The organism is Candidatus Acidiferrales bacterium, from assembly GCA_035515795.1.
Lineage (GTDB): Bacteria > Bacteroidota > Ignavibacteria > Kryptoniales > JAKASW01 > JAKASW01.
In genome coordinates, this window is record DATJAY010000012.1 from 274,312 (window position 1) to 290,123 (window position 15,812).

Annotated in this window: 12 protein-coding genes; 5 read left to right on the top strand and 7 right to left on the bottom strand. The window is 47.5% G+C overall.

Annotated features, from left to right (window positions below):
- Positions 1–35: 35 nt before the first annotated feature.
- From VLX91_07265 to VLX91_07275, 3 genes are read right to left on the bottom strand one after another with little or no spacing between them, the layout of a single operon-like run.
- Positions 36–833 (bottom strand): hypothetical protein, encoded by a 798-nt coding sequence (locus VLX91_07265; GenBank protein HUI29998.1) that lies wholly within the window; start codon positions 831–833, stop codon positions 36–38.
- Positions 830–1,387, bottom strand: a complete 558-nt coding sequence (locus VLX91_07270; protein HUI29999.1) for a hypothetical protein — start codon at positions 1,385–1,387, stop codon at positions 830–832. Before VLX91_07270 ends, VLX91_07265 begins: the two co-directional genes overlap by 4 nt.
- Complete coding sequence (locus VLX91_07275; protein HUI30000.1) at positions 1,374–2,936, bottom strand: hypothetical protein; 1,563 nt, start codon at positions 2,934–2,936, stop codon at positions 1,374–1,376. The genes VLX91_07270 and VLX91_07275 overlap by 14 nt, the downstream gene beginning before the upstream one ends.
- Before the next feature lie 351 nt (positions 2,937–3,287).
- Here VLX91_07275 and secD point away from each other — a divergent pair, with 351 nt between their 5' ends.
- From secD to VLX91_07300, 5 genes are all read left to right on the top strand, one after another.
- Entirely contained in the window at positions 3,288–5,201 is a 1,914-nt protein-coding gene (gene secD, locus VLX91_07280; GenBank protein HUI30001.1) for a protein translocase subunit SecD, read from the top strand.
- Between the two features lie 67 nt (positions 5,202–5,268).
- Positions 5,269–6,252, top strand: coding sequence for a protein translocase subunit SecF (gene secF, locus VLX91_07285; GenBank protein HUI30002.1), 984 nt, complete (start codon positions 5,269–5,271; stop codon positions 6,250–6,252).
- Positions 6,227–6,568, top strand: coding sequence for an STAS domain-containing protein (locus VLX91_07290; protein ID HUI30003.1), 342 nt, complete (start codon positions 6,227–6,229; stop codon positions 6,566–6,568). The genes secF and VLX91_07290 overlap by 26 nt, the downstream gene beginning before the upstream one ends.
- A 99-nt stretch (positions 6,569–6,667) precedes the next feature.
- The gene (locus VLX91_07295) at positions 6,668–7,936 is read left to right on the top strand and encodes an adenylosuccinate synthase (GenBank protein ID HUI30004.1); all 1,269 of its coding nucleotides are present in this window, start codon (positions 6,668–6,670) and stop codon (positions 7,934–7,936) included.
- Positions 7,937–8,286: 350 nt separating this feature from the next.
- Positions 8,287–8,688: a hypothetical protein gene (locus VLX91_07300; GenBank protein ID HUI30005.1), complete on the top strand. Its 402-nt coding sequence runs from the start codon at positions 8,287–8,289 to the stop codon at positions 8,686–8,688.
- A 279-nt stretch (positions 8,689–8,967) separates the two neighbouring features.
- Here the strand turns inward: VLX91_07300 and VLX91_07305 are convergent, their stop codons facing one another.
- The 4 genes from VLX91_07305 to VLX91_07320 form a co-directional block, all read right to left on the bottom strand.
- Positions 8,968–11,367 (bottom strand): hypothetical protein, encoded by a 2,400-nt coding sequence (locus tag VLX91_07305; GenBank protein ID HUI30006.1) that lies wholly within the window; start codon positions 11,365–11,367, stop codon positions 8,968–8,970.
- A 143-nt stretch (positions 11,368–11,510) separates the two neighbouring features.
- Positions 11,511–12,170 carry a hypothetical protein gene (locus VLX91_07310; GenBank protein HUI30007.1) on the bottom strand — a complete coding sequence of 220 codons (660 nt, stop codon included), beginning with the start codon at positions 12,168–12,170 and terminating at the stop codon, positions 11,511–11,513.
- Between the two features lie 558 nt (positions 12,171–12,728).
- Entirely contained in the window at positions 12,729–13,520 is a 792-nt protein-coding gene (locus VLX91_07315; protein ID HUI30008.1) for a hypothetical protein, read from the bottom strand.
- Positions 13,520–15,640, bottom strand: coding sequence for a peptidylprolyl isomerase (locus tag VLX91_07320; GenBank protein ID HUI30009.1), 2,121 nt, complete (start codon positions 15,638–15,640; stop codon positions 13,520–13,522). Before VLX91_07320 ends, VLX91_07315 begins: the two co-directional genes overlap by 1 nt.
- Positions 15,641–15,812 lie beyond the last annotated feature (172 nt).

Consider the following 15,812-nt stretch of genomic DNA (forward strand, 5'->3'; position numbering starts at 1 on the left):
ATTTTAATCGAAGCCGTCGGCAAGAGGGATGATCATTAGTCGATACCGAAGTGTAATAGCTCTAAAGACATCTCTGCGATGAAAAGGACCTTTCTTTTTGTTCCGTATTCCCAGTAAGGAAAAGAATTGGTCAAAACGTCGGCGGTCGTGAAGAGCAGTGTGCCGCCTGCGCGCAGCGTGAGCAGGTGTTTGACTAGAGTCAACCTGAGACCAACCCCGGCTGCTTGACTAAAATATTTTGCGGCTCGAAAACCTTCCCCGAATGGCCGTGGATTGTAGTAAACGTATGGCGTCAATCCATGAAAGTCTCTTGGAGAATGAATGGCAATAACGAAGCTGATCGTAGCGTAATGTGTCGGGTCGTACCCGTCGATTGCTAAGGCGGCCGCTGCCCATATTCCTATATTACATCCCAATTCGTATCTGACTGAAAAAGACCTTCCCGAAGGGTACGAATCTCCGATCTGAGGTATCTTTGCTATTCCGAATGCGGAGTACAGAAAGCCTTCCCGGGGCTTTTTATTTTTCGAAATAAGAATACCGCCAAGACGGTCCCGCAGTGAGACAAGCGGGCCCATATGACTTTCATTGAATTCATAGATCCCATTTTCTAAAAAACATATCTTCGCGGTGACATTGCTGTCTTGGTCGATAGAGAAGACTGCCCACTGGAAACTTTCGATGTCTTCGAAAAGCCCGAAAAATTTTCTTTGATTCCCGTCAAGCGTGTCGCCGACAAGAGGTATTAGTGTGACGCTCACAATTCTGTTATGAGATCTGGAGTCGGTGCTCATCAAAGCAATGATCAGGAAACATGTCTTCAGTGTTTTCATAGCTCAAGTTTCTTCAGCTTCAACCTGTATAAGTCCAACCCCCGCGGAATGCCTTGAGGAAAACGGGAATACTTTTTGTTCTCACTCCACCAGTCCAGATCGGGCTTGGTTTGATTAAATTTCCCTGAATAGGATTCGGAAATAGTTGCGGGAATTCCGGTCAGAAGCCATAGTGGAGCAGTAAGGATAAAGAAAAAACCGTGTGATATGGTCGAGAGTGTTCCCAAAGCTGTCCATCCGCCGACTATTCCCGACTTGTTTGAGTGAAACTCTAGAGCGGCGTGACTAATTTTACCGCAGGGAACGACAACCGGTTTGGTTTCGGTGAGCACATAAACAGAACTGTCCTGGAAGGCAATAAACTCGCCGGCCACCGTAGAGTCCTTAGCTTTGGTAGAGAGGTCCAATGTAATCCAACCGCCATATACTTCCCATTGAGTCTCGGTATCGTCCGGCAAATAGCCGCTCGGTGCTTTCGTTACCGCACATCCTGATATTGCGAAAACGGCAAAGAGAGAAAACAATTTTGCTGTCAAGAATTTAATGTTGGACATATTTGCTCCTCCAAAAGTCTTTCTCCATTTGAGGTTCTATCCTCTTGAACTGTGGTGCAAGGACTTTTAAGTATTGGCTGGGATTTGCAAACATCATCATGGTCATATTTGGATTTTCTTCTGCGATCCATTCTTTTCTAATCCACTCTAGGTAGTACCCTTTCGATTCAATAAAAACCTCGTAGTTCTCATAGTCGTCAGGCAACTTGTAAATTATGGAATATCTATCGCCGGGCATCGTAACCAGAGGTGTTGCTTCACCTGCTAAACTCATCCTTGCTTTCTCATCTATCATGGTGTCTCCCCGAACCACCACGGATGGTTGTACCTTTAACGGTTCGACCTTCTTGCTTAAGTGCACAAGCGCAGCATAATCAAGTCGCCACATGCCGCGCGTCATCCTGAGCTTGATCTTCATCGTTGAAGATGCTGGCTGAGGAAGCTGGATAAGCTCAACATTTGTCGCGATGGGACCTATCTCTGAAAATTCCCCCGATCTCTGCCAGTTCCCATTTTTGTCCTGCGTCATCACCTCGATTGTGCTAACAGGGGCCCAGAACAATCGCTTCAGCATGTTTGCGTAGGTTCCAGTTTCTAGTTGCACAGCGGCAGCCCATTGCCCTGCTGAACTTCCCATGTAGGCGAGCGCTTGATAGAATAGATATGTAGTCAAAAGAGTCTGCCGGTAACCCAGTGCAAGGCCCAAGTTGCCTTTCGGAACTGAGTCGAATGTGAGTTCTATTTCTTCCTTCGATGCGAGGTTATTTGAGTCAGCGGTGCTAAATCTTTCTACGTCGTCGGCTGCTGAAAGTTTGTCGAGGCAGCTGCCCTCAGGTGCGATTGCGGAAATGGGTTTGATGATCGTGTCAGCTTCGAAAAATTCGCCGGAAGGTGTTACGAACACTCGTTTCCCCATCGAGCGGTGAGCAATCAGGAGGTGGGCGTACCTGATGACATGCGTTTCCATCGCTTCGTTCGTGAGAATCACCTCAAAATTCTTGTTCGTTGGTTTTGCTAAATAAAGTGCATCGATGTCATTTTCCTCCCAGGCAGGGAGCACGCTTGCCGAGAAACCTTCGGCCTGAACTCTCATTCTTTTTCCATCCCAGGCGTAGAAGGTTGGACAGGAACCGAAGCATGCCTTGGGATTGGCAGCACAATAGATGGTCATGGCTACCGATATTCCGGTAACGATAGCCATTGCCGCGATTGCGGGTGATGAATTAACTGTGTTGGTCTCAAATACAGCAATGCTATCGAAAGGGATGCTGAAGCTGCTGTCCGGCATCGGATTCCTGTTAAGATCATAGTGTTTCCCGATGCCGGTCATCATTTTCGAATCGTCTTCCTTCTCCCATTTCGTCAAAACATAAACATCACCGTTCATCATGTGTACCTTTAAATATGGAGATGACGAATTGCCCGGTGCGGCAAATGTTGCGGCGTAATCTTGGCGGGTTACGATATCGCTCGATGTGCATCCCCAGATCGCCGAGAACATCATCAAGACGAGCACAATGAACACGGATTTAGATTTCGTGAGGTTCATCGATAAATCTCCTTGCTGAATATATCTGCTGACATTTGAACTCTTGTCAAAAATCTGTCACACTTCTGTCAAGAATTTCTTTGCATACTTTGCGGAAGCACTAACGGCACAAATCCGGTATTGATCTCATCGATCTACCTGGTCGTAATTTACGTGAATTAAGACCTGGATTCCAATCGGTTGCGAGTGTACTTACAACCACATGCGTAAATTGATTTTCACTCTGTCGGTTGATATATTGATTTCGGTTTTGTCGGTTAATTCACGTCGTGTGAAACCGAACTTCTCCCGAAACGATTACATCCGTGTTATGTTCGGGATTTTAAAATTTCAAATGCCGGAGGAATTTTTTTGCGTAAAAATCGCTTTAAGATAATCTTGATTGTTGCCGCAATTGCGCTTGCACTTTACTATCTTTACCCCACTTACCAGAGCGCATCTTATCAGAAAAAACTGACGCAGCTTTCCGGTCAGGTCAAATACGCGGATTACCTTGGGTCTCATCCTCTACCGCAAATGCCGGATTCGGTGAAGCGTCTGTATCTCGACAGCCTGAAATCTTCTTTTTCAGCCGACAGCCTTCAGTATTATGATGCCAACGCCAACAGCATTGTAGACGCCAAACTAAAGAGAATAAAACTCGGTCTCGACTTACAGGGCGGCATGCACATAGTTCTCGAAGTGAACATCGTGAAGATGCTTGAGGACATGGCGAAGAATAAGGACCAGACGTTCGACCAGATCATGCAGCAGGTTGCAGCCCAGGCGAAGCAGACCGAGGCATCGCCGCTCGATCTGTTAAAGCAGCAGTTTGACCAGCGCGGTATCCGGCTCAGCCGGTATTACGGAGATATCCGAGATGACAACAGCAAAGTTATGTCCTATCTTAGTGACCAGACAAAGACCGCCGTTGACCGCGCCATGGAGATAGTCAGGAACCGCGTTGACCAGTATGGTGTGTCGGAGCCTTCGATACAGAAGCAAGGGAGCACAAGATTTATCGTCGAGCTTCCAGGCGTGAGCAACGAGTCGGAAGTGAGGCAGCTGCTTCAGGGCACGGCGCTGCTTGAATTCAAACTCCTCAAGCCGCCTGACGTCGTCATAAAAGTATATCAGGCTATCGACAATATCCTTGCGGGTAAGACCGACACTCTTTCGGCCTCATCTGATACGGCGGCTTCAGACTCGAACATGACTGCGGAACAATTTGCGCGCAAACATCCGTTCTTTGCACTCGTACGAATTAATTCACAGAGCGGCGATGCTTACGTTGCGGAAAACGACCGCGATAGGCTTATGCGGACGCTTAACCGCGAAGATGTTGCACGGGTTATTCCGACCGATTTCCAATTTCTGTTCAGTGCAAAGCCGCAGATTGTCGCACAGGGTCAAAAGTTTTATGAGCTTTTTGTCGTGAAGAAAGATGCCGAGTTGACCGGCGGAGTTGTCACAGATGCTCAGGCACGGATCGATCCGACCAGCAGCCAGCCGATCGTCGAAATGAAAATGAGTTCTGATGGTGCGCGCGACTGGGCGCGAATCACAGGGGCGAACATTAATAAGCGCATAGCCATCGTTCTTGATAATGCAGTTTATTCTGCGCCTGTGGTGCGAAATAGAATCACGGGAGGAAATTCGCAGATCGAAGGGATGGCAAATGTTGAAGAAGCGAATTTGCTTGCGATCGTACTTCGTGCCGGCGCTCTTCCTGCTCCTGTGGATATCGTCGAGGAAAGGAACGTCGGTCCTTCGCTCGGTGAAGACTCAATTAAGAACGGCGTTACTTCGGGTGTAATCGGACTCGGAGTTATCGTCCTATTTATGATTTTCTACTATCGCACCGGCGGTTCTGCAGCTGACTTCGCGCTTCTTCTAAATATCCTGTTTATTCTCGGGGTCCTCGCCGCTTTCCATGCGACGTTGACACTCCCCGGTATCGCCGGAATGATCCTGACAATTGCAGTTGCCGTCGATGCCAATGTGTTAATATACGAGCGCATTCGAGAAGAACTCACGACCGGCAAGACCCTGAGAGCGGCAATAGATCAAGGGTACTCGAAGGCGTATTCTGCAATTTTCGATGCGAACATAATTTCATTTTTTACCGGTGCGATACTATATCAGTTCGGAACCGGACCGGTTCAAGGATTCGCGCTGACGTTAATGATCGGTATAGTCGCAAGTCTTTTCAGTGCAATCATTATCACGCGAGTCATTTTCGATTTGATGGTGGAGCGCGGCGCGACTCACATAAACTTTGGATGAACAGAAATTTTAAATTGCGAAGTTTCAACTCAAAATTTAAGATTCGAAATTTAAAATTGGAGATTTGATGCGTTTTTTCCCTAGAACAAGTGTTGACTTCATTGGAAAGCGGTACATTTGGTACACCGTATCGGCGACTCTGATACTCCTCGGTCTGATTACGATTGCCATCCGCGGGTTGAACTACGGCATTGATTTCAAAGGCGGGACGGAATTGACTCTCAGTTTCAGCCCGGCTCCCGATATCGGGGCTGTGCGCTCATCGCTTGACAAGATCGGTTTCGGTGACGCCGAGATCAAAACTTTCGGAGCGGACAACCAGCTTTTGATTCGTGTGAAAGCGACTGATCAAGGGGATCCTACGGATAAGATAAAAAGTCAATTGGAGAGTTCTTTGCCGAACACGCAGATTCAGTTCCTTCAGGGAAACAATATCGGACCGAAGATAGGTCAGGAGCTGAGACGCGACGCAGTGATGGCAATTTTCTATGTACTGATAGCGATTCTCATATATGTTTCATTCCGTTTCCAATTTATTTATGCTCTGGGCGCCGTGCTTGCTTTGTTCCATGACGTCCTGATTACACTCGGCGCGGTTGCGATTTTCGGCTGGCTTGTGCCATGGCTCAATCTTGAGGTCAACCAGACGATCGTCGCGGCATTTCTCACGCTCGTCGGCTACTCGATGAACGACACGGTCGTTATTTTCGACAGGATCAGGGAAAATTTAAAAATATACAAAGGGGAAAACTTAATCCGCGTGATGAACCGGAGCATAAACGATACGTTGAGCCGCACTATTATTACCTCGAGCACCGCCTTCGCGGTACTCCTCGTCCTGCTTATTTTCGGCGGAGAAGTGACAAGAGGTTTTGCGTTCTCGATGTTGATCGGAGTGGTTACGGGAACGTATTCTTCAATTTACGTTGCGTCTGCCATTGTGGTTGACTATAATGTTTATGTTAAAAAGGTTGACCTGCGTTTGACTGAAACACAGTCGCCTGTATTAGAAATCGAGAAGCGATATGAAGTTGCGGCAAAAAGAGCTTAAGAACGGCGTCGTCCTGTTTGAAGTCGAAGGAAACATCGTGGGCGGACCAGATGCCATGGTGTTGAGCGACGAAGTTCGCAAATTAGTCGACGGTGGGATCAAGAATTTTATCGTCGACATGAAGTCCGTCGAGCATATAAACAGCAGCGGGCTCGGAATATTGATAGCAAGCCTGAATACTGTTCGCCAGGCAGGCGGCGATATGAAGATCGCAAACGCCGGTTCGCGCGTTCTCGATCTTTTCAAGATCACGAAGCTCAATCAGATTTTCAATTCTTACAAGTCCGTTGATGAAGCGGCGAAAGAGCTCACCTGAAAGTAATTCTCAATTATGGACTCTGATTTTTAGCTTTGCATGGGGTGTGCAAGATTCATAATTCGACATTTATGATTTGACATTTAAAATTTCTGGATCATGTCCGTTAAGATTATTGTTGGTGCTCAGTGGGGCGACGAAGGCAAAGGAAAAATCGTCGATCTCCTGAGTGAAAATGTAGACATAGTGGCACGGTATCAGGGCGGCGCAAATGCCGGGCACACCGTGGTCGTAGAAGGAAAGACGTACATCCTCCACCTGATCCCGTCTGGAATTCTGCATCCGAACGTCGTCTGCGTAATTGGAAACGGCGTCGTGCTCGATCCGCAAGCGTTCTTAGATGAGGTTGCGTTTCTTGAGTCACACAACATAAGCGTTCGCGGAAGACTTTTTATTTCTCACAACGCTCATTTGATCATGCCGTACCATAAGCTGATCGACTCGCTGAAGGAGCAGGGGACGTCAAAGATCGGAACTACCGGACGAGGGATCGGACCGGCTTACATTGATAAGTTCGCGCGCGTCGGAGTCAAAATAGTCGATCTGCTCCACCGCGACGTGCTTGAAAAGAAGATCAGGGCAAACATAGAGGACAAGAACCAGCTATTGAGCAAGATTTATCACTCGTCGGAGATGGACGTAGAAGAGATCGTGGAGATTTATCTTCATTACGATGAACAACTGGACGAGTTCATAAAAGACACATCGCTTTATTTGAACCAGGAGCTAAAAGCAGGGAAGAAAGTCCTCGCTGAAGGCGCACAGGGCGCGATGCTCGACGTCGACTTTGGAACATATCCTTACGTTACTTCGTCGAATCCGACAAGCGGCGGCGCTTGTACAGGCCTCGGTATCCCGCCGACCATGGTAGATTCTATAACAGGCATTGCAAAGGCTTACACGACGAGGGTCGGGAATGGTCCGTTCCCGACGGAACAGGAGAATGAGGTCGGTGAAAGATTGCGAAGGATAGGCGGCGAATACGGCGCAACCACCGGCAGACCGCGCCGCTGCGGCTGGCTCGATCTTTTCAGCTTGAAATATTCCGTGATGGTAAACGGTATCGGAGAAATTGCGCTCACCAAGCTGGATGTCCTGGATGAATTTGAGGAGATAAAAGTCTGCGTCGGCTATAACTATGAAGGGAAATCGCTTAAGACTTTTCCGCTTGACCTTTGTACCATTGAGGATATTGAACCGGTATTTGAAACGTTGCCGGGCTGGAAGGGAAAAATTTCAGACGCAAAGAAACTTGCAGACCTCCCGAAAAATTGCAGATCCTATATCGACTTTATCGAAAACTATCTCGGCACCAAGCTGAGTTTGGTTTCAGTCGGTGCAATGAGAGACCAGACGATAACGCGGTAAGACCGCCTGTCTCTCGGTGTGATCCGGGAAAAAAGAGAATTTATTTAAGGCAGAAGATTACGGCGTGAAGCGTTAGAGGGTGAGGGACCCGTTTCTTATATAGGATTTTGTGCTCGATGAGGAGGACAGAATCTCCAAGTTCGACCTGCTGCTTTCCCAAATAGAAAATCGACTTAGCCTGAAGTGGTGGAGGCATTTAAAATCTTCGCAGGATTGATCATGCGAGATGGATCGCTTTGATCCGGCCGTTAATTTTCGAGAACCGATGATCCGATCGGTTAAGTTTAATGGAGTTGTAAGATTTGGCCTTTCCTTTATTGAGAAACAAAATCGAGATTCGGAGGAATACAATGAAATTGCTAATTGTGTTATTCCCTCTCATGTTCCTGAACATCAGTTGCGACAAAGACACTCCAGTCAAACCTGTAAATCATAACCCAATAATATTGTCCGTGACAGTATTTCCTGATGTAATAGGTATATCAGATTCTGCAATTGTTGTTTGCAACGCGATGGACCCCGACGGTGATACTTTGGTTTATGACTGGTACACGGATGGAAGATTGAGATTTAAGAACAACCCCCCTTGGCAGTGTTGTGTCCTAGCTAATACTTATGAAAATTACCAAATCCTTTTTCCAGTCCAATCTCAAAATTTTCCGCCAATTGATACTGTTTGGCTCCAAGTTGAGGCTAGGGACAGAAAGGGCGGCGGAAGTGTTGCGCAGACAGTACAATTTGTGGTGAAGTGACAAAAATTTGAATTGGGGGGAACCGGGATTTTATGAAGACGATCTCGCAAGAAGTGTCGAAAAGTTTTTTTATGAAACCAAATTAAGTTGAGAGGCATTCTCTCTGGAGACGAGGCAGCCCCGCCTCATCTCCTTCTATAGTTCACATTTCCCCAAAAACTACCAGCGCTAAGTTATCTCCGTCCTTATTCACTCTTCCGAGTTCTATCTGGGAAAAAAAGAATTTCCCGACCGCCGCAAGTTTTCCCGGTCGAAGAAATTCACATAGGGCGGATTCTCTTACGGGCTATAGCTTAGCTGAAATACAACGGGTATAAAGCCTCTTGTCTTTCCTGCGCTGCTGCTGAAACTTAAATCCGCTCCGATCCCTGTTCCCACAGCGCCCTGGAAGTGGTTGAAAGGTCTCACTTCACCAACAAGAACACAGGCAAGCGCAAATCTTTGTTTGGCCAGGATGTTCGCGAGGTCTGCAAAGTATGCTCCCCATCCGATGGACCAATAAGATATCTGCGGATTGTCGCTGGCTCTGTGATCCCAAACCATGTTGCCGCCTAAGGCGAACGGCGATACTCTGAGCGAGTCTTCAAAAATGAACGATGCCTGCTGGAACGGGATGGAAGCTTCATATCTTATTTTCCATGGGCCGCCTTTGTATCTCACTTTCACATCGTAAAGTCCTGTGTCTGCAGATACAACCGGTGAATATTTCCCTAGGTTGTGCCTCACGATAATCTCCATCGAATACCATTCGCCGATCTGAATATTTTTTAAATCGAGACGCTGGTCGTCTCCTTGTTCGGGAGCGACATCTTCATAGATAGGCGAAGTCTCCTGCAATATTCTGTCGCTGTCGTTTGTTACTCGTACCATGACTATCAAATGCTGCATCCCAAGGCGAAGATTCGAACTGTTAAAAGTCAGGAAAGGGATTTTGCTTCCCTTCTCTTTGCCGTAATCCACTTCGATGCTCTTCAGCCCATTGGCGCTGTCAAGTGGAATTGTCTGTCCGCTCGACAAATGAAGCGTTATGAAACCCTTGCTGTCAAAGGGCTTTGCCGGCGAGCTGTAGTCCTTCACATAAACGGACCCGAGTTGTATCGGTGAAGTCCTGTCTCCATTTCGCAGTAAAATGTAATACAACTTATGGGGCGAGATAGTCGCAGGTATTCTGACAGGTACGTCTACCTCGAACTCGCCATTGGAAGAGGAAACGATTTTTCCGCAGTTGATTTTGTAAAGTTCCTCGAAGTATAACGAATCCAAAAACTGCAGGCACTCGTTATCAGAAGACAGATTGTCGATCGTCATCCTCACATCATACGTTTGTGATCGACCACTTGCATACAGAGTGTCCGCTCCGAAGAGACCGGCCAAACTGGCCACCGAATCGACCCAGATAAATTTGTTTACGACGGGATCCTTTTTCACTTTCATTATGCCGACAACGCCGAGAGGAGAGTTCTGCGCGTCACATAATGACCAGCTTCCATTATCGCATTCTTTGATAAATGAATCGAACTCCAGTTCCGGGGGCTGCTCGATGTAAGTGACGTTTCTGATTGTATCGCCGCTTGACTTGGAGATGAGAACGTAAGGCTCTTCCGGATCCAGGGTGCCGATCCGAGATGTGAGCGGCCATTTACGAATCTCATCGCCGTCGAAGCAACTGAACGACTTCAAATATTCCGGCGTGCCGGCATTTCTTACACGAAAGTAAGAGCTGATTTTTCCTTCATCGATTAAATCCTCATTCTTCGTACGAATCCACATGTCAGCATCGGCATTTATCAACCTGTTCAACTCATCAAGCAGGATCTCTACTCTCAATCTCTTGTTTACAGGGTCCGTTGCCCTGATCTTGAATCCATAAATGTCAAGCGGGGAGTTTCCATCCCCGGTAAAATATATTTTGTCGATGTTCTGCGGATTCTTGGCGGCGGCTGTTACTATAGTATCGCTCTTAATAACATATCTTTTCGTCAGATCTGTCGGTCTGGTGATCTGAGGCTCATTGATCGATTTCATTTCGAACGCGAATATGCTTTTTCTCCCGTCGAAATTTGTGAGAGTTATTTCTTTCTTCCCCGGCAGAGTAGACATTTTTGTTGCTATTACCAGAACCATTTCTTGTCTTGAAGTTGAGACAAACCTTAGTGTCCTCATGCTGGGATCTTCTATTTGCGGCAGCGGTGCTCTAGAGGTTGTATCTAATGGAGAAACCGGATAGAAGCCGTCTCCGACAACTTTCAGTTCTAATGTATCAGCCTCGGAATTGTCAAATTGAATGGGGCCCGATTGATTACTCCCATTGGTTGCTTCTAGTATAGCGGCGACTTGAGGGAGGGGCGTGACACATGTCAAGGATAATGTTCCGGACAGCGCAGATATTTTTCCCAAATTTAGGCTGTCCCTGTTAGCCAGAATGAAATTGAGTCGCCCCCAAAGGCTGTCGGGGATGGGCTCTGTGGTGAATAGTATTGTAGAAGAATCTACCCGATTTATGGAAATGGCCACCTTAACTAATCGTTGGTTATGCTGGACTATGAGAGTATCTGTTGCCTTATCATATGGGGTAACGGTCTGCAGTTTGAACGTGTCTGCCCGGCCCAATGTTAACGTCTGTCCCGCGCACATTCTGGAAAAGAAAACTGCCGCAATTAAAAAGAAAAGCTTTCTCATCTTCAACCTCCCTGAATAATTTTTCTTGTAACGAAGTAGTTAACCGATGCGGCCATGATGCCCGCCGATCATTGCTTGACGATGTATGGTAAGCGGTAAATACTATTGCCCGTTGAATGTCCAGAAGATTACTCCGGTACGGCTCACTGATTCGCCGGCGCTTTCGTCAGGTGGATGTCGGTTATGGGATGAATTTCCCAAAGCGTCGCAGCGTGCATCCCTTTCTTGCCTCTTGGTGGATCGCCTACGTGAGAATCATCATAGAACAACTGCCCCGTGACGGTGACGTATGCCGCGTCTTTCAGAATCGTCCCTGACTGACTCGGTTCAGCTTTATTCAATAGATTCTTTTTTATGAAGTTCCTGACATTAGTGAACAGCTTCTTCAAGTTCGGTGCCTTCTTTATATACCGGGGATACGGGACCTCGACGATCAGGCAATGGTCGCCTGCGGTATCGCTGTTGCTTATCTGGATGTGGTAATCTCCGTCCGTTTCGAATGCAACGAGATGGAGCCACCCGGAAACGCTGACCATGTCTCCCTCACGGAGGTTGAGAGAATTTGAGAACGATGGGATAAAGGCATCCTGGTATCGTGGATCGTTCTTCGTAACTCCGTTTGGACCGGGCAATGCAATGAGGTTGTCAAACGAAACGTCTTTCGGTGTCTCATACAGCCTGTGGACACTGATTTTAATTGGCCACCTCTCCACACCAGGCGCCATATTCTTGGGCTTCTGTGCGTTAAGAGGGACAGTGCAGAGAAAAAACATGATTACGAAAAGGCGGGCGATGTTCTTCATAGGTTACAGATCCTCCTTTTGGCTTGAACTAAATTAATTTGTGAAATGATTCCATTATTAATCACTCATCTCGACCACAGATGCCCAGGGCTCGAACGCTGAGCGTGTCCTTGACTTATCTGTGGAACCGCCTGATAGGTCGCACCGATGTTATGGACAAGCGGCTCAGAGCAAAGACTCTCTCAGATTTCTATTTCGTGCGGAATCATGCAATATCTGACGCCGACAGGTCCGACATCCGCCTCCACCGCCGCTGCAACATTGGCGTCAAGGGCTGTGCCGGACTTTTTACGTGCAGATTCTTTTGATTTGCGTGGTCTCTACACCAATTGAGCAACATGATTCCCAATGAAGTGGGCAACTTACTTCCCATCCAATGTGACCGTCCGTGCCAAGAGCAACACAACCCTTTTTGCTTTTTAAATATCAGGACATGATTCGGCATGATCAGATGAAGGAGCAACTGCGAGTTTGGTTTATTTCCAAGCACAGGGCCGCATTCCTTTTTTGTTTTATCGCGCGCGTCTCTGTGTTTTTTTGGTCGCCAACGACCGCCGATCACAGTTCCCAGAACACCCCCAGTGTGAAGTCTGTTCCATCTATATTTACTTTTCCGTATTGGGTGTTGGGCAAAGGAATCTCCAGACCGTCATAAGTTGTGGATGGTGAGCCGAATGACGAAACATTGTTGAATTCGGGAGATCTGAATTTCATCTCAGCGCGGATTCCAAATTGGTCGGCAAACTTGAACGTGACTCCCGCGGCGACTTGAATTCCTCCTGTAACCACCGTTGGAGTGTTTGCCACGGCATTTCCGATCTGCAGGTTTCGTCTCCCGAAATATAAAGCCGGTCCGCCTCCCAGGTAAATGTTCCACCGATCTCCCAGAATAGGGACATTAAAATAACCGTTCAGCTCAGCGACCCAGAGCGAAAAACCGTCATTTACCGGAACACCGACGTATTGCCCTGTCTGATTGTATCCGTAGATATCATAGATTGTCTGTTTTTCTGTCAGATATTCCATCGCCAGTCCGACGACGTTCGAACGGTTCAGCACAATTCTTACATCCGCACCTGGTGAAGGAAAGCCTCCGAATGAATTATAGAAACTGCTGATAGTGGGGTCGGCGTCTCGTGAGGCGGGGTAAACCCGGGCGGAGGTTGTATAGTCGACGAAACCATCAACCTGTATTTTGGGTGCTTCGAGATAGGCATCAGATTGAGCCCGTGTTTCTAATATGCCGGAAAAGAAAACTACTAATCCTATCGAGAGCGAACTTCGCACACCTGAACGTGTAAACAACTCTCTGACTTTTTGCAGAAAAGCGCTTCGGTGTGCGGCCGCCATTATTCCTGCCTAAATATCTTTGCTCGGTTGTCTTCGATGGAAGCGTTTGTCTTGAGCTGCTGCAGCCAATCGGTCACAACTCTTTGTTTCTCCTGCTGCATCAGATTCTGCATTATCGAAATTCGCTGTATCTTATATGCGGTCGTATCGAAGCCGGTCGAACTTAGAAGTTGAATCACGTACACGCCGCTTGTCCCTTTGAATGGTTGAGAGGTCTGTCCAACGCGGAGATTTTCGGCAGTGGCGACAAAATCGTAATCCCTGCCTATGTTAGGCACGAAACCTGCCAGGCCAAACTCACCTGTGGTACCATATCGCAGCCGTGAATCGAATTGTTGAAGACGATTCAAGCTGTCGTTCCCGGAGAGTTTCTGCCGCAGCTGATTTGCATACGCGTCGGCCATATCGAATTGTTTCTGCTTTACTATCATGGATCTAATCTGGTCCCGGACCTGTTCGAGCGGAGTGACGCTGGCATCTTTTATCTCGCCGATCATGAAGACGGCGTAACCTTGGCTGAGTGTAATTACGTCGCTGATGTTCCCGAGTGAGCCATCAAATGTCCATTTCATGACATCTGCGTTGGCGCCGATAGTCGGAATAAATTGGCCTTTCGGAAACGGAGGAGTCTGCCTGATGTTTACGTTCATCGTGGCGGCTGCTTTGTCGAACCCGTCTTGCTTCGCGATATAAACAAAATCTTCGGCGTGCTGTTTCAAATCGTCCTTGGTCTGCTGCGATACTTTGACGGCCATTTTGATATCGGCAATTTTGATTTCGCGTGAGTCCATGCCGAGAACTTTTATGATGTGCAGGCCGAATTGAGTTTTAACCGGGCCTACGATCTGTCCGACTCCTGCTTTGTAACATGCCTCCTCAAAAGGCTTGACCATCATCCCCTTTCCGAACCATCCCAAGTCGCCTCCGTGTTGAGCCGATCCGGGATCCTGTGAATATTGAGTTGCCAAGGACGCGAAGTTTGCACCCGATTTTGCGCGCTTCGAAATGTCTTGAGCCTGCTTGTAAGCTGCCGTTGAATCGGGCCCGGACGGAACGCGGATCAGGATGTGTGCAGCGTGAATGTATTGATCTTTGCCGTTTTGTTCGTCAATAATCTTCACCAAGTGATAGCCGTCGGAAGTGGAAATAGGGCCAATGATATCTTCTCTCTTTGCCGCGAATGCCGCTTCTTCGATCTGAGGATCGATCTGCCCGTGACTCACAAACTTATCGTCATACGGCGTCTCGGAGTATTCTTTGACAAGCTCGAGAAAGTCCGCGCCGTTCTTTGTAAGAGAAGACACGCGATCCATCTCGGTTTTAACTTCTGCGCTGTCCGCCGCCGAAGCTCCTATCGGGAATATTACCGATCTGAGTCTTCTCGTCGACTGGGTTCTGTAATCATCTTGATGCGAGGAATAGTAATCTTTTATCTCGGCATCGGTTACTTTGATGCTGGAATCGGGATAGAGCAGCGATGGGGGAAAAAGTACGTAAGCTGCATTCAGTTTTTCATTTGTCATCGCAAATTGCATGCGCAATGCACTTTCAGGAATTCTTATCGCACTGAATAGACGGCTCGTTATTTTTTCCTCGAGACGCTGATCTTTCAGGTATTCCTGAACGTTCTTCCAAAACTGTTGGACTTCCGGTCTGTCCGATGAGAGTGCTGCTTGAAGAATCTGTCGGTTGAATTGCCCGGTCGAGTCTTCGAAATTCCGCCTGACCATATCGGGTAAGGATTCGGGATTGTTTGTAACCCAATCTACTATTTCTTGATCCGTCACGATGATGCCTAACTTAGCAGCCGCCTGTTCTACGAGGATTTGATTGACGAGGCTCTCCCAGACCTGGTCACGGAGCTTTTCGATGGCAGCATCGTCAGGATCCTGTTTTTCGCTCGCCTTGTATTGGTCAATCGTGCTTTGTAGTGTCTTTTCAAATTGAGAATAACCTATTTCTTCTCCATTCACCACGCCTACCGCGGTACTTGTGTACATTCCGCGTCCGCGGTTCGTTATTCCCATGCCCCACTCAAAAACTATCATGGCGATGAAAAGTATTGCAAGTCCGATCAGAATAGCGGGCATGTTGTCCCGCATTTTTGTCATTATTGGCATCTTGATTCCTTAAAAATTGAGAAGAAAATATAACCGTGCTATGCCTGAAAATCAATTTCCCCTTTTGGTCACAGCACGCGACATCGGCGGCAAGAATTGCCGGTGAAGTATTGAATTCTTAATGAAATGCCGTTAGATTTTATTGAAGCAAGATGCGAAGCGCTGAGCAGGG

Coding starts and splice junctions, on each gene's coding strand:
- VLX91_07320 (HUI30009.1), bottom strand. CDS start 15,640: ATGCCAATAATGACAAAAATGCGGGACAACATGCCCGCTATTCTGATC.
- VLX91_07315 (HUI30008.1), bottom strand. CDS start 13,520: ATGGCGGCCGCACACCGAAGCGCTTTTCTGCAAAAAGTCAGAGAGTTG.
- VLX91_07275 (HUI30000.1), bottom strand. CDS start 2,936: ATGAACCTCACGAAATCTAAATCCGTGTTCATTGTGCTCGTCTTGATG.
- VLX91_07265 (HUI29998.1), bottom strand. CDS start 833: ATGAAAACACTGAAGACATGTTTCCTGATCATTGCTTTGATGAGCACC.
- VLX91_07300 (HUI30005.1), top strand. CDS start 8,287: ATGAAATTGCTAATTGTGTTATTCCCTCTCATGTTCCTGAACATCAGT.
- VLX91_07305 (HUI30006.1), bottom strand. CDS start 11,367: ATGAGAAAGCTTTTCTTTTTAATTGCGGCAGTTTTCTTTTCCAGAATG.
- VLX91_07310 (HUI30007.1), bottom strand. CDS start 12,170: ATGAAGAACATCGCCCGCCTTTTCGTAATCATGTTTTTTCTCTGCACT.
- VLX91_07295 (HUI30004.1), top strand. CDS start 6,668: ATGTCCGTTAAGATTATTGTTGGTGCTCAGTGGGGCGACGAAGGCAAA.
- VLX91_07290 (HUI30003.1), top strand. CDS start 6,227: ATGAAGTTGCGGCAAAAAGAGCTTAAGAACGGCGTCGTCCTGTTTGAA.
- VLX91_07270 (HUI29999.1), bottom strand. CDS start 1,387: ATGTCCAACATTAAATTCTTGACAGCAAAATTGTTTTCTCTCTTTGCC.
- secF (HUI30002.1), top strand. CDS start 5,269: ATGCGTTTTTTCCCTAGAACAAGTGTTGACTTCATTGGAAAGCGGTAC.